Genomic DNA, 18,525 nt, shown 5'->3' with positions numbered 1-18,525 from the left:
CCCTCACGTGAGGGAACAACTTCTCCACAAGCCTACGTGTTCCCCCAGAACAGCAGGCGCCGGTCCGCTGTCAGCGAACAGCGGACCGTGGTGGGAAACGGCTCAGTGGGCCGCGTCGTACGCCTCGCGCACCTCGGAGGAGACGCGGCCGCGCTCGGGGACCTCCCAGCCGTTCTCGCGCGCCCACTCGCGGATCTCCTTGGCGCTCGGGCCGCCCGCGGACGTGCCGGACCCCGAGCCGGAGCTGCGTCGTCCGCGGCGGGGCGAGGCGCTGAGCTTGCGGGCGTGGCCGACGTACGTCGCCAGGGCCTCGCGAAGCGCCGTCGCGTTCGCGTCGTTCAGGTCGATCTCGTAGGAGGCGCCGTCGAGGCCGAAGGAAATGGTCTCGTCCGCCTCGGTACCGTCGATGTCGTCAACGAGCTGAATACTGACCTTTTGCGCCATTGCTGACTCCCTGAATCGGTCGAATGAATATCCAGTGAATCATGCCACACGGCACTCTGCCCATTCCTATGGAATACGCGGTGCCCGTGATCAGGAGTTACGCAGGAAAACCAGCTCGAGGCCGCGCAGCGTCAACCACGGGGAATGCGCGGTGAAACACGCGCATTCGTCGAGCACCACCGGGGCGAGGTAACCGGTGGCAATCACGTGCACGTCAGCCGTGGCCGCACCGAGCTCACCGATCATGCGCGCGACGATTCCCTCCACCTGCGCGGCGACACCGAAGAGCATTCCCGACTGCAATGCCTCCACGGTGTTCTTCGCAATCACGGTGCGCGGGCGCAGCAATTCCACCTTCCGCAGCTGCGCGCCGCGGCGTCCCAACGCCTCCAGGGAGATCTCGATCCCGGGCGCGATGGCGCCGCCGACGTACTGTCCCGCGGCACTGACCACGTCGAAGGTGGTGGCGGTCCCACCGAAGTCGACGACGATCGCCGGTCCCCCGTGCAGCGTCGCGGCCGCCAGGGCGTTGACGATCCGGTCGGCGCCGACCTCACGCGGGTTGTCCATCAGGATCGGCACCCCGGTGCGCACCCCGGGCTCCACGACGACGCTCGGCACGTCCGCGAACCGGCCGGCCAGCATCTCGCGCCACTCGTGCAGCACCGAGGGGACGGTGCTGCACACCGCGATCCCGTCCAGGAGGACGCCGGCCGGCCCGCCGCCGCGCAGCGCCCCGGGCGCGTCGGCGAGGAGCCCGCTGAGCAGGACCGCCCACTCGTCGGCGGTGCGCCGCGCGTCGGTCCCGACCCGCCAGTGCGCCAGCACCTCGCCGTCCTCGACCAGCCCCAGCACCGTGTGGCTGTTGCCGATGTCGGCGGCGAGCAGGCTCATCGCCGGGTCCCGGGCATGCTCAGCGGCCGGCTGCGGTGAGGTCGCCGCGGACCAGCCCGGTGCCGGGCAGCGCCTCGGCCGGGTCGGAGCCGGTGCCGATGATGGCGTTGTCGGCGTCGACGAAGACGACGTGCGGCTGCAGCTCCTTCGCCTCGGCGGTGTCCATCTGGCCGTAGCCGATCAGGATGACCACGTCGCCGGGGTGGACCAGGCGGGCCGCGGCGCCGTTGATGCCGATCACTCCCGAGCCGCGCTCGCCGGCGATCGTGTAGGTCTCGATGCGGGCGCCGTTGGTGACGTCGACGATGTGGACCAGCTCGCCGGCCAGCAGGTCGGCGGCGTCGAGCAGGTCCTCGTCGACGGTCACGGAGCCGACGTAGTGCAGGTCCGCCTGGGTCACCGTCGCGCGGTGGATCTTGCTCTTCATCATGGTGCGCAGCATCAGTGCACTTCCCTCGTCGCTGGCTGGTCGGCCGTCTCGTCACGGCTCGTCTGGTGGTGGCTGTGGTCGCCCGGGTTCTGGTCGGGCTGGGCGGTCTGGTCGGGCTGGGCGGTCGGCGAGGCTCCCAGCAGGAGCGGCATGTTGTCGAGCAGCCGGGTCCCGCCCACCCGGGCGGTGATCAGGATGCGCGCCTGCGTCCTGGCCGGCACCGGGACGGGCAGCGGCGTCAGGTCGGGCGCGGTGATCGTCAGGTAGTCGAGGTCCACGCCGTGCGACTGGCGCAGCACCGCGCGGGCGGCGGCGTAGGCCGCGTCCAGGCCCTCGGCGGCGGCGTCCTGGGCGGCGAGCAGGGCGGCGGACAGGTTCAACGCGCGGCGGCGCTGCTCGGCGTCGAGGTAGCGGTTGCGCGAGCTCATCGCCAGCCCGTCCTCCTCGCGGCGGGTGGGCCCGCCGACGACCTCGACCCCCAGACACAGGTCGCTCACCATCCGGCGCACCAGCACGAGCTGCTGGTAGTCCTTCTCGCCGAAGACCGCGACGTCGGGACGCACCAGCCCCAGGAGCTTGGCGACCACGGTGAGCACCCCGCGGAAGTGTCCGGGACGCGCGGCGCCCTCCAGGACGTCCGCCAAAGGGCCCGGGTCGAGGGTCACCTGGGGCGGACCGCCGGGGTAGACCTCCTCCACGCTCGGCGCGAACACGATGTCGGCTCCGGCGCCGGCACACACCTCGAGGTCGGCCTCCAGGGTGCGCGGGTAGCGCTCCAGGTCCTCACCGGGGCCGAACTGCATCGGGTTGACGAAGATCGAGACCACAACCGGACCGTCCCCGACGCGCTCGCGGGCGCACCGCACCAGGCTGGCGTGACCGTCGTGCAGCGCACCCATCGTGGGCACGAGGCCGACGCGGCGGCCCGCGGCTCGATGCTCGGCGAGCAGGGCGGAGAGCTGCTCGCGGGTCTCCGCGAGCACAGGGGCGGCGCTCATTGCAGCTGCGCTCCCCGCTCCGGGGCCTCGACCGGGCCAGCGAGGGCGTCGGCGTCGACGCCGAGCAGCTCGGCGATCCGCGCCGCCCGGATCGGCAGCAGCCGGCCGTCGAGCACCGCGCGGCTGAGCGTGGCGCGGCCCATCGCGACGTACGACGCCAGCGTGTGCGGGGCATTGGCGGTGAGGTCGGCCAGGTGCGCGCGCACGGTGTTGACGTCGCCGCGCACGATCGGGCCGGTCAGCGCGGCGTCACCGTGGGTGAGCGCGTTGTCCAGGGCCGCGTTGAGCAGCGGGCGCAGCGTGTCCGCGGGGCTGTCGGCGCCGGCGGCGGCGAGCATCTCCATCGCCTCGCTGACCAGGGTCACCAGGTGGTTCGCGCCGTGGGCGAGGCCCGCGTGGTAGAGCGTGCGGCGCTCCTCGGGCACCCACATGGCACGTCCCCCGAGGTCGTCCACCAGCGCTTCGGCGAGGCCACGCTCGTCGGGTCCGGCGGTGACGCCGAAGACGCAGCCGGCGAGCCGGTCGAGGTCGAGCGCGGTGCCGGTGAAGGTCATCGCCGGGTGCAGCGCCACCGGGCGCGCGCCCACGGCGAGCGCGTCGGCGAGCACGGCGAGGCCGTGCCGACCGGAGGTGTGCATCACCAGCTGGCCCTCGTGGATGGCGCCACTGGCGCTGAGCGTGGCGACGACGTTGGGCAACATGTCGTCGGGCACGGTGAGCAGCAGCAGGTCGCAGTCGCGGGCGACCGCGGTGGGCTTGGCGTTGGCGACGCCCGGCAGCAGCGCCGAGATGCGTGAGAGCGAGGCGTCGGACTCACCGGCGGCGGCCACGATCTCGTGACCGGCGGTGCGCAGAGCGGCAGCGAGGACCGCACCGACGCGACCTGCGCCGATGACCCCCACCCGAAGCGGGTGCGTCATGGACCGAACCTTTCGTTCCCGTCCCGCCGACCACCCTCCGTGCGGAGGGCCGGTATGGGTACCGGACGTGTGCTCGAGTTGTGGAAGGACTCCGGCTGGCGCCCTCGTCCCCGAGTTCAACGAGGAATGTACGCCTCCGCATTCCCCAGGGGAACCGGCCGGGAGGTGACCTGGGTAACGCGGCCGTCATCGTGGTGTCACCCGGGCGACGCGGAACGGCCCCGCCCGAGGACCGCCGACCCGCCGTCGCGGACGTAGGGTCTGCGGGCATGAGCACCACGAGTCTGGGGATGCCGGGGTTGCCGGCGCCCACGGAGCCCACCTGGAAGCAGGCCTGGGACCGTGCCTCGTTCGGCCCCGAGGGCTTCCTGCGCAGCCACCCGCCCGCGTTCACCCGGGACCGGGAGGCGCTGATCGGGCTGGTCGAGCGCGAGGATCCCAGCGAGCTCGTCCTGCTCGGGTCCGCGGGGATGCTCGCCCCCGACCTCGCCCGCGCCCTGCCTGGGCTGGCCACCCGCTTCGACCTCCCGGCCGGCTTCGCCGGGCTGGTCCTCGCCGTCGACTGGCTCAACCACGTGCCGACTCACGTGGTGGCCGTCGACGAGGCGGGCTTCCCGCGGCTGGTCCACGTCGACCCGCTGACCGGGCGCGAGCGGCTCGGGGCACGGCTCAACGAGACCCGCGTCCCGCAGAGCATCGGAACCTGGCTGGCCGACTGGTGGCCCCTGGCCGACGACGGCCCCGGCGCCAGGGCCGAGGTGGGCACCGGGCGCGACGCCGCCTGGCGCGACGTCGTACGCAGCCTGGCCGGCGGGCGCGCGATCGCCGTGGAGAGCGGCCACCTGGCCGGTCAGCGGCCCCGGCTGGGCACCCTGCGCTGCGTGCGCCGCGCCGGCCCGGTGATCCCCGACGGGGAGCGGGAGCTGGTCGCCGACGTCGCGCTGGACGCGGTCGCCCACGCGACCGGCGGCGAGGTGGTCCTCGACGGTGCGCTGACCCGCGTGGTGCTCGACACCCGCTGAGCCGCCCTGCTGCTCAGCGCCCCGCGGCGGGCTCCGGCGCTGCGGTCCCCCGGGCGACGCTCACCACGACGTCCCCCAGCCGCACGGTGACGTGCTCGAGGACGACGCCCGGCGGCAGGTCCAGCCCGTCGCGCGCCAGCACGGCCATCGGCACGCCGGAGAGCTTGGCCGCGCACTCCGCCCGGGTCCAGCGCTCCCAGAAGCGCTCGACTCCGAGCCGGCGGCCCAGGGCCGGGGGCACCGGGCGCGCCACCTCGGCGTCGATCGCGATGCCCTCGCTCGGCCCGGTCCAGGCCACGCAGCGCCCGTCGTGCAGGTGCGAGCGACGCTGCGAGGAGACCAGCGTCTCGGGCCGGCCCACCACCAGGTGGGCCAGCGCGCCGGCCTCGTCGAGGGCCTCAGATGGAGCCGGCACCGTCGATCACGAGCGACTGGCCGTTGATGTTGGTCTGCTCCAGCAGCAGCATCCGCACCACCGGGACGACGTCCTCGGGGGTCGTCATCCGCCCGGACGGGGTGCGCCGCAGGATCTGGTCGAGCTGGGTCTGCCCGAGCACCGCGGACATCTCGGAGGCGAAGAACCCCGGCGCGACGGCGTTGGCCAGCACCCGGCCGCTGAACTCGCGGGCGAACGCCCGGGTCGCCGCGTCGAGGCCGCCCTTGGTGGCCGAGTAGGCGACCAGGCCGGGGTAGCCCCGCTGCCCGCAGATCGAGGTGACGTTGACCAGACGGCCCCGGCGGCCCTTGGCCAGGAGCCGGCGCAGCACGAAGCGGGTCAGCAGCAGCGGCGCGGTCAGGTTCGTCGCGATGATCTGCTCGATGCGCTCGGGCGAGGTGTGCACGTGCAGGGAGTCCTGCCCGATGGCGGCGTTGTTGACGAGGCCGTCGATGACGCCGAGCTTCTCCTCCACCTGCCGCACGAAGGCCTGCGTCGCCGCGGTGTCGGTGATGTCCACCGACCCGAACAGCGAGGTGTCCGGGTACTGCTCGGCCAGCGCCTCCAGCTCGGGGGTGACGGTGCGGGCGAAGGCCGCGACCTTCACCCCGCGGGCCAGCAGGTCGGCGACCATGGCGAGACCCAGGCCTCGCGAGGCTCCCGAGATGAGGACCACCTCGGCGGTGGGGAACTCGTCACCGGCGGTGCCGGTGGCGGTACTGGGGGTGGTCTCAGACATCGCTCTTCAACGTCTCCTTGATCGGGATCTGGTCACGGAAGCGGAACCGCCGGGGCACGCCGTGCTCCGGCAGCCGCGGGCGGCACCACGCCACGAGCTCCTGCTCGAGTGCCGCGGTGTCGCCGGTCGGCTCGGCCGGTACGACCTCGGCCTGGACGAGCTGGCCGACGAGCGGCGCGCGCCGGCCGGTGACCCGCGCCCAGGCCACGCCGGGGTGCGCCATCAGCACGTTGCGGACCACGCCGGCAGAGACCTTGGCCCCGCCCACGTTGATCTCGTCGGAGTCCAGACGGCCGGTGATCAGCACCCTGCCGTCGACCCGCTCGACCCGGTCTCCGGTGTGCACCGGCCCGTCCAGGCCGGCGCCGTGGTGCGGGGAGGTGATCACCAGCTCGTCGCCCACGACGTCGATGACCGGGCGGCCCGGGACCGAGCGCCCCAGCCACTCCTCGGGGAAGCCGGCACGACCGTCGTGCACCACGATCGAGGCGCCCACCTCGGAGGAGGCGTAGATCCAGGAGATCCGCGCCTGCGGGAGCACCTCGCGCAGCTGGTCGATGATGGCCTGGTCGACCGGCTCTCCCCCGAGCGTCACCTGCTGCAGCGGCACCCGGGCGAGCCCGTCGGCCTGCCCCATCAGGGTCTGGCGCCAGAAGGTGGGCGTGCCGGACGCCGCGCTGACGCCGTGCTCCGCCGCCGCGGCGGTCCAGGCGTCGAGGTGCCCGGGGTCGACGACCAGCAGGTCCTGCCCCGGCTGGGTCAGGCCCAGCGTCACCACCTGCCACCAGGCGTAGGTGCCCGGGGAGTAGGGACACAGCCAGGTCCGCGGTGCCTGGGAGCCCGCGACGGTGGTCAGCGAGGCCAGGGTGTGGCCGATCCGCTTGGGCCGGCCGGTGGAGCCCGAAGTGAGCAGCCACAGCCGCCCCGCCTCGCCCGTGCGGGGGTGGTCCGGCTCCTGCTCGCGGCTGCCGGCCAGCCGGAAGCCGGCGGAGGTGAGCTCGACGGCGAGGCCGTCCTCCATCCGGCCGGCGGCGACCACCAGCAACTCGCCGCCGGTACGCGCGTGGGCCCACACCCACGGCAGCGCGTCGAGGCCGTTGCCGACCACCGCCGCGACCGGAGGGTTCAGCGCGACGTCGTCCAGCTCGCCCCAGGTGGTCACGGCGCCGGTGCGGGCGTCGATGATGCGGTTGCCCGCGCCCGCCGCGGCCACGCCGTCAGCGCCGGCCGTCACGAGGACTGGAGCTCCTCGAGGAGGTCCAGGACATCCTTGACGGTCACGATCTGGCGCAGCCCGGAGGCCTCGAAGTTGAGCTCCTCGTCGGTCTCGTCCTCCACGCGCAGCGCCAGCTCGGAGAAGTCCAGGGAGCGGAAGCCGATCTCGGACAGGACAGCCGACTCGTCGGCCGGCAGCGTCTTGCCCTGGGCAGTGAGCACCGCAGTCATCAGGTCACGGATCTGCTCACGGGACAGTGCGTTCATGGCACGCAGACTAGCGTGGCAGACTCGACGCCATGCTTCGCCCTGCCCTCGATGGTGACCTCGAGACGATGCTCGAATGGCGTAACCAGCCGGCGAACCGGGAGGTGAGCAACCACGCCCACGTGATCGGCCTCGAGGAGCACCGTGCCTGGTGGCAGCGTGTGCAGGAGGACCCCACCCGGCGGGTGCTGGTCTACCGCGCCGGCGAGCGCGACCTGGGGGTGGTCAGCTTCTTCGACATCACCGGCTCCAGCGCCGGCTGGGGCTTCTACCTCGACCACGAGTCCGTCACCGCCGAGGGCCTCGCGCTGACCGCCTGGATGGCGGTGATGAAGGAGGCGACCGACTACGCCTTCGACGAGCTCGGCGTCGACGTGCTGACCGGCGAGGTGCTGGCCCACAACGAGGCGGTGCGGATGATGAACCGCCGCTTCCGCTTCACCGAGGGCGAGCCCACGACCCGTGAGGTCGACGGACGTAGCATCACCGTGATCCCGATCGAGTTGCGACGCGAGAACCGTCGCGGAGGAGGCAAGCGATGACCCCGCGCGAGGTCCGCATCGGCGACATCCCGGTGGGCCCGGACCACCCGCCGTTCGTCATCGCCGAGATGTCGGGCAACCACAACGGCGACAAGGGCCGCGCCCTGGAGATCGTCCGCGCGGCAGCCGACGCCGGCGCGCACGCGCTGAAGATCCAGACCTACACCGCCGACACGATCACCCTCGACGTCGACAGCCCGCGCTTCCGGCTCTCCGCGGACCACCCGCTGTGGCCCAACCGCCGCCTGCACGACCTGTACGTCGAGGCGCACACCCCCTGGGACTGGCACGAGGAGATCTTCGATCTGGCCAAGAGCCTGGGGATGATCGCCTTCTCGGCGCCGTTCGACCCGACCGCGGTCGACTTCCTGGTCGGCCTGGACGTGCCGGTGCTCAAGTCGGCCTCCAGCGAGATCACCGACCTCCCGCTGATCCGCGCCATCGCCGCCGCCGGCCGGCCGATCATCATCTCGACCGGCACCGCCACGATGGGCGAGATCGACGCCGCGGTCCGCGCCGCCCGGGAGACCGGCAACGAGCAGGTGATCGTGCTCGGCTGCACCGCCTCCTACCCGGCGCCGCCCGAGGCCTCCAACCTGCGCTCGCTGCCGGTGCTGCGCGACGCGCTGGACGTGGTGGTGGGCCTGTCCGACCACACCCTGGGGATCGGCGCCTCGGTGGCGGCGGTGGCGCTGGGCGCCTGCGTCATCGAGAAGCACCTCACCCTGGACCCCGAGGACGGCGGCGTGGACTCGGCGTTCTCGTTGAGTCCGGAGCAGTTCCGGCTGCTGGTCAGCGAGACCCGCACCGCCTGGCAGGCGCTGGGCGAGGCCACCGTCGGGCCCAAGGCGATCGAGGCCGAGGGGCTGCGCTTCCGCCGCTCGCTCTTCGTCACCCGCGACGTCCGGGCCGGGGAGCGGGTCACGGCCGACAACGTCCGCTCGGTGCGGCCCGCCGACGGCCTGCCGCCGGACACCTTCCGGATCGTGGAGGGCCGCACGTTCGCGGTGGACGCCGCGATGGGCACCCCGCTGAGCTGGGACCTGCTGGCGGGCCCCGTCCAGGGCTGAGCCGCCCGGCTCAGCCCTGAGCCGCCGGGCGGCGCTTGAGCCGCACCAGCCAGTCGATGGCGCGCGGCGCCCTGGCGCCACCGGTCGCGACCCGGGCCCGCACGAACGTCGGCTCCTCGAGCTCGGGGAGCCGTACGACGTACCGGCCGTCCTCGCCCGGCCGGACGGAGACCGGCTGCACCGGGCTCCCGGTCAGGGAGACCGCGTCGACCTGGACCGTCCCCCGGGTCAGGCGTCGGTCGACCACCCGCTCACCGAGGTTCCGCACCCGGTGCAGGGGCTCGACCAGGCGCGCCCCGCGCCCGGAGGCGACCTCCCGCGGCTCACGCAGCCGAGGCCAGATCGCGAGGCTGACCGGGCCCGGCCGGCTGCCGGGGTTGACCACGAAGAAGCCGGGCTGCGCCTTCACCAGGGCCGCCCGGTGGGCCTGCCTGCCTCCGGAGATGTCTCCGGGCGCGGGCTCGGGGCCGATCGGCTCGAAGCCGACGCTGCGGATGCACACGCCGATCGCGGAGTCCTCGAGCAGGTCCTGCTCGGCCCAGGCCGGGATCGCCCCCGGGGTCTCGAAGCCGATCATCACGATGCCGGATCCGTCGATCTCCTCGGCCGGGAGGTCGAACTGGACGTGCCCGCGGGCCACCGGCTCGCCGGGCTCGCGGCGCAGCACGATGGCCGCACGCGTGCGTCCCTGCGCGCTCACCTCGAGCAGCCGGTGCTTGCCGAACTCGTCCTCCAGCACCGGCTCCCCGACGTCGTCGAGGTGCGCGTGGCGCCACATGATCGTGGAGTTCTCGTCGACCAGGAAACGGATCGTGACGCGCACCCCGGCGCCGGGGTTCTCCAGCCGCAGTCCCAGCATCGCCACCCGCCGCACCAGCCGGGCGAGGCGGTATGGGGCACGGTTCGCGCCGTCCAGCATGCACAGCGCCAACGAGTCGCCCCGCTCGGCGACCTCAGGGACGACGAGCGGCTGGACCGGGTCGTCGAACTGGGTGTCGAGGTCGATGGAGCTCAGGCGGTAGGTCACAGCGCACCCACCGGGGCCAGAGCGTCGCTGAGCTGCTCGGGCGGCAGCTCGAAGTCGACACGCGTCAAGAAGGGGTCCCTTCGTCTCCAGAGACGGCGCACCCCGACGAACGCCGGCTCGGCGTCGGTCTCGACCTGCAGCATGTTCACAGACAGCAGGTTGAACAGCTCGTCTCCCTCGCCGACCTGCCACTGCTGCACCAGCCCGGAGGCGATGTCGGTGGCGGAACGGTAGAACCAGGCCCAGAGCCGGGCGCGCTCGACCTGCTCGGGCGAGATCAGGTCCTCGCCGCGCAGCAGGGCCTGCAGGTGCTGGCCCAGGGTCTCGAAGTACTCCTCGCGGCTGGAGACGACGGTCGTGAAGCCGCAGGAGCTCCACTCCGACCAGCCGGTCTGCAGCGCCGGGATGCCCAGGGCGGGGTACTCGTTGCTGACGCTGCCGCGCACGGTGAGGACCAGGTCGGTCAGCGCGGTCAGGAAGTTCTTGCTCAGATCCAGGCTGAGCATGAACTTCATGTGCGGCTGGTCGGCGTAGCGCGCGGCCACCCGGTCCATGAACCCGGAGGAGTCGTAGAGCGCCCGGTGCGGGTGGTCGAGGAACAGCCAGCTCACCTCCGGATGCTCCGCGGCGAACCGGGCGGTCTCCTCGAACCACTCGCCGAGGTCGTCGAAGGTCTCCATGTTGGTCCCCAGTGCGTCGGAGACCGCGTGGTTGAAGACGGTGACGATCGGCTTGTCCGGGTCCAGGCCGGTGCGGCGGGCGGCGTAGGTGCGCAGCACCGCCCGGTCGTCGGCGCTGTGCAGGTCGACGCCGGAGAAGCCACGACCCGCCCGCCACCACGCGGGGCGGCCCAGCGTCGCCTTGGCACGCCACGTGGTCAGCTCCGCGCCGCGGTAGACCAGCTCCCGGTTGGCCCAGATGTGCTTCTCGAAGAACTCGCCGATCTGCTCGGTCAGCGTGGCCCGGACCGCCGCCTTCGGATCGTGCTTCTCGGGGAAGATCGCGTAGGCCTTCAACCCGCCGGTCGACTGCGGGAACAGGACCGGTACGTCGTGGCGGAGCGCGGCCTCGGTCGCCAGGCCGAAGTTGTTGTAGTCCACGTGGCTCGAGACGAGCGCCACCACGTCCAGGTTGGTCAGCAGGGCGTCGTAGACCTTGGCGAACTCGGTGCTGCGGCGCTGCACCTGCAGCCGCTTGGCCTCGAGCTCCGCGGAGCCGTCGAGGCGCGGCACCCGGGCCATCCGGCAGGCGGTGGCGTAGACGACCCGCTCGAACTCGGCCGGGTCGATCCCGGGGTCGGGGAGGTCGCCGCCCAGGTCGACGCCGGCCACCGTCAGCTCGGTCGGGTCACCGGCCACCCGGGCATCCACGAGGCTGTGCACGTCGAAGATCTCGTCGGCCCCGTAGGCCCGGGCCAGCTGGCTGATCTCGTCGAGGTTGAAGTAGGTCCACACGACCTGGTTCCAGTCCTCGTCGGCGCCGCTGTAGACCACGATCCGGGCGGGCTCGATGCGTCGCAGGGCGTTGGCGATGGTGAGGTTGCGCAGCGTGACTCGCAGGTCCTGGCTCATCGCCTCGACCAGGATCACCCGGTCGCCGGCAGGCAGGACGTTGTGCTGCCAGAACTGCGCAGCCACCTTGCAGAAGGGCTGGAAGTTTGTCAGTTCGCGCACTTCACTCTTATATCAGCCGGGACCGCCGGTGCCTGCGGCCCGGGCGGCTAGATCAGCGGCCCCTTCGGGTGGTAACCGGGGGGCACCAGCTCCTTGTCGACGGCGATCGGCTCGCGCTCGGGGACCTGGTCCCCGCGGTCGATCCACCGATGGGCCGCAGGCGCTCCCCGGTCGCGCCACCGCGCCGCCAGCCGGCGCCCCAGCGCGCGAAACCACAGCACCCGGCTGCCGATGCGGTACTCCGGCGAGGCGCTCAGCGCCTCGGCCCGCGCCCGGGCGGCGACCGCGGCGCGCTGTCGCTGGTGGATCCGGACCAGGAGCCACTCCAGCTGCTCCTCGCGCTGCGTCAGCGCCTGCTGGTAGCCGGCCAGCTGCTCGGCCAGCTCGGTGAACGCCTCAGGCGTGGCTCCGGCGCCGGTGCCCGAGAAGTCCGGCACCGGCTCCCCCGCGGGCCGCAGCCGTGCGTCGAGCGCGAGCGCCGCGCCGAAGAGGGCGTCGTCCAGCGCGAGGCCGGCCGCGGCCAGCAGCGACGCGGCCACGGTGCGGGGCGTCGCCGAGCGGGGCCAGGGGTGGCGTCCACCCTGGGCGACCAGGGCGGAACCGGCGACGAGCGCCATCCGGCCCAGTGCCACGTCCAGGGGCGCGCTCGCGTCGGCGACCCGGCTGCGATCGAGCGCGGCGAAGCCGGCCTCGGTCTCGACGACGTTGTCGAAGGTCAGCGCCACCCTCTCGGCCGGCACCTCCCCCACCGGGGCCAGCCATCCGGCGAAGGCGCGGACCAGCTCGGCGATGCCCGCGCGGTCGTGGGCCGAGGCGAGGTCCGCGAGACGGACCGACAGCGGCAGGCCGGAGGGGACCACCCCGGCGAGCCGGGCGGGCTCGCGCCGCACGCCGGGGGCCCAGGCGTAGGGGCCGGGGTCGGTCACCGGCTCGGCCACCCACTGCTCGCCGGTCCGGGTGATCCGGACGGCCAGGGACGGCTCGCTCGACCGGGTCGGCTGGGCGGCCAGCAGCACCGTCGCGTCGGGCTCACGGGTGACCTCCCCGCGCCGCAGGTGCAGCACCCACAGCGGCGCCACCTGGGCGCCGAGCCCGTGGCGCAGCAGGGTCCGCGCCGCGATCGCCGGGTCCTTGACCGGGATGTCCTGGCCGACCCCCACGGCCGCCGCGCGGCCGACCAGCGTGGCCAACACCGGGTCGTGGCGTCGCTGCGCGAAGATGCCCTGGGGCGCGGCCAGCAGCGGCTCGGTGCGCTGGCCGTAGCAGGCCCAGGCCTCGACCCGGGCCAGCCCGTGCCGGGCCCGCGCGTGCTCGGTGAGCTCGTCCAGGCTCAGCGGCACCTGCTCGTGCGAGGCCACGCCGGCCGGCCAGTGGCTGTTGTCGTGGCGGTCGTGTCCGGGCAGCGTCAGCAGCCGGCCGACACCGGCGTCGTTGGCGACCCCGACGTAGAGCTCGCCGTCCGCGCCCAGCAGGTCGGTCAGCTCGGTGAGGCAGCCTGCCCAGGACCGCGCCGGCTCCTCCGCGCTGTGCAACCGCTCGATGCCGTCGAGGGCGACGACCGCGTCGTAGCCGGCCTCCGGCCGGGCCAGCCTGCCGATCGGCCCGCAGTGGACGCGCACCGTGCTCGGCAGCTCGGCGCAGAGGCGCTCGGCGTCGGGCAGCGAGCGGACCACCACGTCGGCCCGCTGGAACTGGGCGGCGACCTCGGCGACCACCTCGGCGTCGTGCGGGCCGGCGACCAGCACGTGGCCGCGAGCCCCGCCGAAGGCGTGCAGCAGCTCCGCGGCGACCCGGCCCCGCAGGGGCCCGAGCTCCCCGTCGAAGTCCGACCAGGTCAGCATCTCCGCCCCGAGCAGGGTGATCCCCGAGAGCTCCTCAGCGTCGAGCATCGTCACCGTGTTCTCCTCCGTGTCTGCCTCGGCGCTCACGCGCGCCGCTCCGGCCTGGTCCAGCTGAACGCCTCCATGATCTCGGCCGGCGTCCGCACGTGGCGCAGCCCGAGCTCGTCGCGGGCGACCTCCTCGGCCAGCGCGCGCGGCACGTGCTCCTGGTGCAGCTCTGGCCAGCTGCGCTGCTGTCGCTCGATGCCTCCGTAGACGGAGTGCTCGCCGGCCAGCACCATCGGATCACCGTAGACGCCGACCTCGCAGCCCACCGAGGCGCCGTAGAGGATGGCCGACCCCAGCCTGTTGGAGACCACCCGCCGGTGTGCCCTCAGCTCGGCGTACTGCTTGTAGAGGAAGAGTCGGTCGGTGCCCCGGTGCGCGAAGCCGCGCAGGCCGTGGGTGATGACGCGGCAGCCGCCCTCCTCGTAGACCCGGCGGATCTCCGCGTTGTCGTAGTCCATCCAGTACAGGCAGACGGTGAGGGGACCGTCCTCGACCTCGCGCAGCCGCCGCAGCATCGCCGTGTGGTCGCCGACCACCTCCTGGGCCTCCCACCCGTGGAAGGGGTAGAAGATGGTGCCCTCCCGCTCGCCGGTCGGGGCGTCGGCGTAGGCCCGCAGCTGCGGGAGCGGGCCTCGCTCGGCGCGAGCCAGCAGGTAGGCCCAGGCCGACCCGATCACCTCGTAGTTGCGTCGTCCCATCGCCCAGCCCCGGCGCAGCACCGAGTCCGACCAGACGAACAGCGGCGCCCCCGGCACGAACTCGGTGCCCACCGCGAAGCCGTCGTGCAGGTTCCACCCGTGCTGGAGGTAGCCCCAGATCATCACCGGGAACGGGATGTCCACGTAGTCGGCGAAGACGTGGGCGTGGCCGTAGTAGTGGTTGGCGGTGTGCAACTGGCTTCCCTTCCGGTGACGCTGGCTAGGCCGATGACGCTGGGGGACGGTCCGAGAACCTCAGGCCGAGGCACGCGTCGACGACGCGCTCACGCCCCCGTCCGTCGACCTCGCGCCAGACCGCGCTGCGAAGCCGCGCCCGCTCGTCGGGCGAGGCGAGCGACTCGCTGAGCAGCGAGACGGCCTCGCCGGGCGCCTCTCTCAGCGCGCCAAGATAGCCCAGCCCCACGGCGAGCCGCTGGTCGACGACCCGCTCATAAGACTGCGCCTGGTTGTCCACGACGGCGATCAGGGCGCAGGCCGCGCCGAGGCAGAAGAGCTCCCACGTCGATGTGCCCGCGGCACCGACCACCAGGTCGGAGGCGACCACCAGCTCCGCCAGTTGGTCGGTGGGGTCGATCACGGACAGCCGCTGACCGGGGCCGACCCGCCCGGCCAGCGCGTCCAGGGCAGGGGCCAGGTCGGCCCGGCCGCGCACCACCGTCAGCTCACAGGGCCGGCCGGTGGCCAGCACCGCCGCCGCCAGCACCGGAGCCGCCCCGTAGGCGTCGGTCCCCCCGAAGACCGCCAGCACCCGCGGCACCGGCGACCCGGCCTCCTTCGGTCGCCGCGAGATCTCGGCGGGCCGGTGACGGCGGACCTCGTCGCGCATCAAGGCGTAGCGCAGGCCGGCCAGCCGCACCGCTCCCGGCAGCAGCACCGGCCGGTCCAGCTCGGCGCCGATGTTCTGGTCCAGGTAGAGATCGGCGACCCGCCCACCGAGCTCACCGTCCACGAAGGCGAGCAACGGGGCGCCGAGGCCGCGCATCGCGTCGTACGTCGAGGGCGGGAGCAGGTAGGAGTCCACGACGACCAGCGCCGGCGCGACCTCGCGGACCAGCCGGGCGTGCGCCTCGTCGCCGTGCACGGCCGGGACGTGGGCGATGCCGCGCGACTCCAGCTGGCGGCGGGCGAGCGGCACCTCGGCGACGTCGGCGCAGAAGAGCACCCGCAGGCCCCGGGCCAGGAGCTCCTCGCTGAGGGCGACGCAGCGCATCAGGTGACCGACACCTGTCGTCGTCCCGACATCGCACCGCACCAGCACGTCCGCAGGCGTCACCGGCGACACCGTCCACCTCCGCAATCGCGACGAGGGCGCCACGATACCCTCTGAAGCGTTGCATGACGGCGATCCCGACGGTCGCCGATCCAAGGGAAGGTACGCACAGCATGTCGATTCTCCAGGGCGCCAGCATCCTCGTGACGGGAGGCACCGGCTCCTTCGGCAAGGCGTTCATCGCCTACGCCCTCGAGAACCTGAACCCCGCTCGGCTGGTGGTCTTCTCGCGCGACGAGCTCAAGCAGTACGAGGTCCGCCAGCTGTTCAAGGACGACCCGCGCCTGCGCTGGTTCATCGGCGACATCCGCGACGAGCGCCGTCTGCTCCGGGCCATGCACAACGTCGACTACGTGGTGCACGCCGCGGCCCTCAAGCAGGTCGACACCGCGGAGTACAACCCCTTCGAGTTCGTGCAGACCAACGTCGTCGGCTCGCAGAACGTGATCGAGGCCTGCATCGACAGCGGCGTGAAGAAGGTCGTCGCGCTGTCGACCGACAAGGCGTCCTCGCCGATCAACCTCTACGGCGCCACGAAGCTGACCGCGGACAAGCTCTTCGTGACCGGCAACCACTACGCCGCCGCCTACGACACCCGCTTCGCCGTCGTCCGCTACGGCAACGTGATGGGCAGCCGCGGCTCGGTGATCCCCTTCTTCCGCCGCCTCGCCGAGACCAGCCAGTCGCTGCCGATCACCGACCTGCGCTGCACCCGGTTCTTCATCACGCTCCCCCAGGCCGTGCAGATGGTCGTCGACACCTTCGACATGATGCAGGGCGGCGAGCTGCTGGTGCCGCGGATCCCGTCGATGAAGGTCACCGACCTCGCCCAGGCGATCGCCCCCGGCGCCCCGATGCACGACGTGGGCCTGCGTCCCGGGGAGAAGCTCCACGAGGAGATGATCTCCCCCGAGGAGGGCCGACGCGCGGTCGCGGTGCACGACGGCAAGTACTTCGTGATCCAGCCCGACCTCGCCACCTGGGGCTACCGCCCGCCGGTCGGCGCCGAGCCCGTGGGCCCCGGCTTCGCCTACCGCTCGGACACCAACGACCAGTGGCACACCCAGGAAGACATCCGCAGGATCATCGAATCGGAGCTGTGAGCGTGCTTCCCTACGGACGCCAGTCGATCGCGGACGAGGACGTCGAGGCGGTCGCCGAGATCCTGCGCGGCGACTGGCTGACCACCGGTCCTGCCGTGACCGCGTTCGAGGCGGAGCTGAGCCGCCTGTCCGGGGGGCACCACGCGGTCAGCTGCACCTCGGGCACCGCCGCGCTGCACATCGCCTACTCGGCGCTCGGCGTCGGGCCCGGTGACGAGGTCGTCACCACGCCGATGACCTTCGTCGCCACCGCCTCGGGGGCGGCGCTGCTGGGCGCGAAGATCGTCTTCGCCGACGTCACCGAGGACACCGCGCTGCTCGACCCGGCGGCGGTCGAGGCGGCCGTCACCGAGCGCACCAAGGTGGTCGCGGCCGTCGACTACGCCGGCCACGCCGCCGACTACGACGCGCTGCAGCCCATCGCCGAGCGCGTCGGCGCCCGCACGCTGGCCGACGCCGCGCACTCGGTGGGCGGCACCTACAAGGGCCGTCCGGTGGGCGACCTGGCCGACGTCACCACCTTCTCGTTCTTCCCGACGAAGAACCTCACCACCGCCGAAGGCGGCGCGGTGATCGCCAAGGACGCCGAGGTGGCCGACCGGGCGGCGAAGTTCCACAACATCGGACTGGTCCGTGAGCCCGAGCGGCTGCGGATGCCCGACGAGGGCCCCTGGCACCAGGAGGTGCACGCGTTCGGCCTCAACTACCGGCTCACCGACGTCGCCAGCGCCCTGGGCCTGTCGCAGCTGCGTCGGCTGGCGTCGTTCACCCGCCGCCGCGCGGAGATCACCGCACGCTACAACGCCGCCCTGGCCGGGGTCCCCGGCCTGCGCGTCCCGGTGCAGAGCCCCGACGTCGACCCGGCCTGGCACCTCTACGCGGTGCGGGTGCTGGACGGGCGACGCAAGGAGGTGTTCGTGCGGATGCGCGAGGCCGGCATCGGCGTGCAGGTCAACTACATCCCGGTCTACTGGCACCCGGTCTTCGAGGACCTGGGCTACCGACGCGGGATGTGCCCCCACGCGGAGCGCTTCTACGCCGAGGAGCTGTCCCTGCCGATGTTCCCCGACCTCACCGACGCCGACGTCGACCGGGTGATCGAGACCCTCGTCGGGATCCTCGGATGAGCCGGCTGACCGGGCGCCGGGGCATCATCACCCAGGCTCGGATGACGAGCACCCGGCTGCCGGGCAAGGTCCTCCACGAGGTGGCCGGCAAGACCCTGCTCGAGCACCACCTCGACCGGCTGCGCGCCAGCGGCCTGGACACCTACGTCGCCACCACCACGAACGCCGCCGACGACCCGATCGTCGAGGTCGCGCGCGAGCGCGGCGTGCCGGTCTTCCGGGGCAGCGAGCACGATGTGCTGGGCCGCTACGCCGGCTGCATCGAGGAGTTCGAGCTGGGCACGGTGGTGCGCGTGACCTCCGACTGCACGCTCGTCGACGGCGCGCTGATCCGGACCGGCGTCGACCGGTTCGTCGCCGAGGACGACCCCGACCTGTACCTGGCCAACACCCTGCAGCGCAGCTTCCCGCGCGGTTTCGACTACGAGGTCTTCGCCGGCCGCACGCTGCTCGAGGCCGAGCGGGCGGCGCAGCTGCCCGCGCACCGCGAGCACGTCACGCCGTACCTGTACGAGAACGCCTCGGGGCGCACCCGCCTGCTCAACCTGCCCTGGCCCGAGGACCGCTCGGCCTACCGGGTCACCCTCGACACCCCCGAGGACCTGGAGCTGATCCGGATCCTGCTGGAGGAGTACGACGCGGCGTCGCTGGACTGCGGCGAGATCATCGCGGTCCTCGACGCCCACCCCGAGCTGGTCGCGATCAACGCCCACGTGGAGCAGAAGAAGCTGCACGGCTGA

At 72.9% G+C, this 18,525-nt stretch carries 20 protein-coding genes; 6 read left to right on the top strand and 14 right to left on the bottom strand.

All coding sequences use genetic code 11. The features are described 5' to 3' along the window. Positions 1 to 102: 102 nt before the first annotated feature. From AC6EH9_RS13075 to AC6EH9_RS13055, 5 genes are all read right to left on the bottom strand, one after another. The gene (locus AC6EH9_RS13075; protein WP_498423716.1) at positions 103 to 444 is read right to left on the bottom strand and encodes a histone-like nucleoid-structuring protein Lsr2; all 342 of its coding nucleotides are present in this window, start codon (positions 442 to 444) and stop codon (positions 103 to 105) included. Between the two features lie 90 nt (positions 445 to 534). Beyond that, positions 535 to 1,338 (bottom strand): type III pantothenate kinase, encoded by an 804-nt coding sequence (locus tag AC6EH9_RS13070; RefSeq protein ID WP_498423714.1) that lies wholly within the window; start codon positions 1,336 to 1,338, stop codon positions 535 to 537. Between the two features lie 19 nt (positions 1,339 to 1,357). Next, complete coding sequence (gene panD / locus AC6EH9_RS13065) at positions 1,358 to 1,780, bottom strand: aspartate 1-decarboxylase (protein WP_498423713.1); 423 nt, start codon at positions 1,778 to 1,780, stop codon at positions 1,358 to 1,360. Continuing rightward, complete coding sequence (panC, locus tag AC6EH9_RS13060) at positions 1,780 to 2,766, bottom strand: pantoate--beta-alanine ligase (RefSeq protein WP_498423712.1); 987 nt, start codon at positions 2,764 to 2,766, stop codon at positions 1,780 to 1,782. The genes panD and panC overlap by 1 nt, the downstream gene beginning before the upstream one ends. After that, complete coding sequence (locus AC6EH9_RS13055; RefSeq protein ID WP_498423711.1) at positions 2,763 to 3,686, bottom strand: Rossmann-like and DUF2520 domain-containing protein; 924 nt, start codon at positions 3,684 to 3,686, stop codon at positions 2,763 to 2,765. The genes panC and AC6EH9_RS13055 overlap by 4 nt, the downstream gene beginning before the upstream one ends. A 269-nt stretch (positions 3,687 to 3,955) precedes the next feature. Between AC6EH9_RS13055 and AC6EH9_RS13050 the strand changes: the two genes are divergently transcribed. Further along, the gene (locus AC6EH9_RS13050) at positions 3,956 to 4,708 is read left to right on the top strand and encodes a class I SAM-dependent methyltransferase (protein ID WP_498423709.1); all 753 of its coding nucleotides are present in this window, start codon (positions 3,956 to 3,958) and stop codon (positions 4,706 to 4,708) included. Positions 4,709 to 4,721: 13 nt separating this feature from the next. Here the strand turns inward: AC6EH9_RS13050 and AC6EH9_RS13045 are convergent, their stop codons facing one another. The 4 genes from AC6EH9_RS13045 to AC6EH9_RS13030 are packed head-to-tail and all read right to left on the bottom strand — an operon-like array spanning position 4,722 to position 7,365. Beyond that, positions 4,722 to 5,123: a hypothetical protein gene (locus AC6EH9_RS13045; protein ID WP_498423708.1), complete on the bottom strand. Its 402-nt coding sequence runs from the start codon at positions 5,121 to 5,123 to the stop codon at positions 4,722 to 4,724. Beyond that, positions 5,107 to 5,883, bottom strand: a complete 777-nt coding sequence (locus AC6EH9_RS13040; RefSeq protein WP_498423707.1) for an SDR family NAD(P)-dependent oxidoreductase — start codon at positions 5,881 to 5,883, stop codon at positions 5,107 to 5,109. Before AC6EH9_RS13040 ends, AC6EH9_RS13045 begins: the two co-directional genes overlap by 17 nt. Continuing rightward, on the bottom strand, positions 5,876 to 7,117 hold the full coding sequence (locus AC6EH9_RS13035; RefSeq protein WP_498423706.1) for an AMP-binding protein: 1,242 nt from the start codon (positions 7,115 to 7,117) through the stop codon (positions 5,876 to 5,878). Before AC6EH9_RS13035 ends, AC6EH9_RS13040 begins: the two co-directional genes overlap by 8 nt. Then, a complete protein-coding gene (locus tag AC6EH9_RS13030; protein ID WP_498423705.1) occupies positions 7,114 to 7,365 on the bottom strand; it encodes an acyl carrier protein in 252 nt (83 codons plus the stop codon). The genes AC6EH9_RS13035 and AC6EH9_RS13030 overlap by 4 nt, the downstream gene beginning before the upstream one ends. 32 nt (positions 7,366 to 7,397) lie before the next feature. On the opposite strand from AC6EH9_RS13030, the gene AC6EH9_RS13025 reads away from it, so the two are divergent. After that, positions 7,398 to 7,907 carry a GNAT family N-acetyltransferase gene (locus tag AC6EH9_RS13025; RefSeq protein WP_498423704.1) on the top strand — a complete coding sequence of 170 codons (510 nt, stop codon included), beginning with the start codon at positions 7,398 to 7,400 and terminating at the stop codon, positions 7,905 to 7,907. Then, complete coding sequence (pseI, locus tag AC6EH9_RS13020) at positions 7,904 to 8,977, top strand: pseudaminic acid synthase (protein ID WP_498423702.1); 1,074 nt, start codon at positions 7,904 to 7,906, stop codon at positions 8,975 to 8,977. The genes AC6EH9_RS13025 and pseI overlap by 4 nt, the downstream gene beginning before the upstream one ends. Positions 8,978 to 8,987: 10 nt before the next feature. Here pseI and AC6EH9_RS13015 read toward each other — a convergent pair whose 3' ends face one another. Genes AC6EH9_RS13015 through AC6EH9_RS12995 form a run of 5 tightly spaced genes read right to left on the bottom strand, consistent with a single transcriptional unit; the run spans position 8,988 to position 15,558 of the window. Continuing rightward, positions 8,988 to 10,004, bottom strand: coding sequence for a hypothetical protein (locus AC6EH9_RS13015; protein WP_498423701.1), 1,017 nt, complete (start codon positions 10,002 to 10,004; stop codon positions 8,988 to 8,990). Next, entirely contained in the window at positions 10,001 to 11,677 is a 1,677-nt protein-coding gene (locus AC6EH9_RS13010) for a hypothetical protein (protein WP_498423699.1), read from the bottom strand. The genes AC6EH9_RS13015 and AC6EH9_RS13010 overlap by 4 nt, the downstream gene beginning before the upstream one ends. A gap of 47 nt (positions 11,678 to 11,724) precedes the next feature. Then, positions 11,725 to 13,605 carry a hypothetical protein gene (locus AC6EH9_RS13005; protein WP_498423697.1) on the bottom strand — a complete coding sequence of 627 codons (1,881 nt, stop codon included), beginning with the start codon at positions 13,603 to 13,605 and terminating at the stop codon, positions 11,725 to 11,727. Then, the gene (locus tag AC6EH9_RS13000) at positions 13,602 to 14,459 is read right to left on the bottom strand and encodes a hypothetical protein (RefSeq protein ID WP_498423695.1); all 858 of its coding nucleotides are present in this window, start codon (positions 14,457 to 14,459) and stop codon (positions 13,602 to 13,604) included. The genes AC6EH9_RS13005 and AC6EH9_RS13000 overlap by 4 nt, the downstream gene beginning before the upstream one ends. 25 nt (positions 14,460 to 14,484) lie before the next feature. After that, complete coding sequence (locus tag AC6EH9_RS12995; RefSeq protein ID WP_498423694.1) at positions 14,485 to 15,558, bottom strand: PseG/SpsG family protein; 1,074 nt, start codon at positions 15,556 to 15,558, stop codon at positions 14,485 to 14,487. Between the two features lie 110 nt (positions 15,559 to 15,668). On the opposite strand from AC6EH9_RS12995, the gene pseB reads away from it, so the two are divergent. From pseB to AC6EH9_RS12980, 3 genes are read left to right on the top strand one after another with little or no spacing between them, the layout of a single operon-like run. Next, positions 15,669 to 16,658 carry a UDP-N-acetylglucosamine 4,6-dehydratase (inverting) gene (gene pseB, locus AC6EH9_RS12990; RefSeq protein WP_498423693.1) on the top strand — a complete coding sequence of 330 codons (990 nt, stop codon included), beginning with the start codon at positions 15,669 to 15,671 and terminating at the stop codon, positions 16,656 to 16,658. Continuing rightward, positions 16,655 to 17,785: a DegT/DnrJ/EryC1/StrS family aminotransferase gene (locus AC6EH9_RS12985; RefSeq protein WP_498423691.1), complete on the top strand. Its 1,131-nt coding sequence runs from the start codon at positions 16,655 to 16,657 to the stop codon at positions 17,783 to 17,785. Before pseB ends, AC6EH9_RS12985 begins: the two co-directional genes overlap by 4 nt. Further along, positions 17,782 to 18,525: a cytidylyltransferase domain-containing protein gene (locus AC6EH9_RS12980; RefSeq protein WP_498423689.1), complete on the top strand. Its 744-nt coding sequence runs from the start codon at positions 17,782 to 17,784 to the stop codon at positions 18,523 to 18,525. The genes AC6EH9_RS12985 and AC6EH9_RS12980 overlap by 4 nt, the downstream gene beginning before the upstream one ends.

This window comes from Nocardioides sp. Z21_20 (assembly GCF_059766585.1).
The sequence above is the reverse complement of the archived record's forward strand: the minus strand, read 5'-3'. Positions and strand labels throughout refer to the sequence as shown.

What these genes read in the sequence shown, in the direction of transcription:
- panD (WP_498423713.1), bottom strand. Translation starts at nt 1,780, where the DNA reads ATGCTGCGCACCATGATGAAGAGCAAGATCCACCGCGCGACGGTGACC.
- AC6EH9_RS13070 (WP_498423714.1), bottom strand. Translation starts at nt 1,338, where the DNA reads ATGAGCCTGCTCGCCGCCGACATCGGCAACAGCCACACGGTGCTGGGG.
- pseB (WP_498423693.1), top strand. Translation starts at nt 15,669, where the DNA reads ATGTCGATTCTCCAGGGCGCCAGCATCCTCGTGACGGGAGGCACCGGC.
- AC6EH9_RS13040 (WP_498423707.1), bottom strand. Translation starts at nt 5,883, where the DNA reads ATGTCTGAGACCACCCCCAGTACCGCCACCGGCACCGCCGGTGACGAG.
- AC6EH9_RS13050 (WP_498423709.1), top strand. Translation starts at nt 3,956, where the DNA reads ATGAGCACCACGAGTCTGGGGATGCCGGGGTTGCCGGCGCCCACGGAG.
- AC6EH9_RS13055 (WP_498423711.1), bottom strand. Translation starts at nt 3,686, where the DNA reads ATGACGCACCCGCTTCGGGTGGGGGTCATCGGCGCAGGTCGCGTCGGT.
- AC6EH9_RS13025 (WP_498423704.1), top strand. Translation starts at nt 7,398, where the DNA reads ATGCTTCGCCCTGCCCTCGATGGTGACCTCGAGACGATGCTCGAATGG.
- AC6EH9_RS13030 (WP_498423705.1), bottom strand. Translation starts at nt 7,365, where the DNA reads ATGAACGCACTGTCCCGTGAGCAGATCCGTGACCTGATGACTGCGGTG.
- AC6EH9_RS13075 (WP_498423716.1), bottom strand. Translation starts at nt 444, where the DNA reads ATGGCGCAAAAGGTCAGTATTCAGCTCGTTGACGACATCGACGGTACC.
- pseI (WP_498423702.1), top strand. Translation starts at nt 7,904, where the DNA reads ATGACCCCGCGCGAGGTCCGCATCGGCGACATCCCGGTGGGCCCGGAC.
- panC (WP_498423712.1), bottom strand. Translation starts at nt 2,766, where the DNA reads ATGAGCGCCGCCCCTGTGCTCGCGGAGACCCGCGAGCAGCTCTCCGCC.
- AC6EH9_RS12980 (WP_498423689.1), top strand. Translation starts at nt 17,782, where the DNA reads ATGAGCCGGCTGACCGGGCGCCGGGGCATCATCACCCAGGCTCGGATG.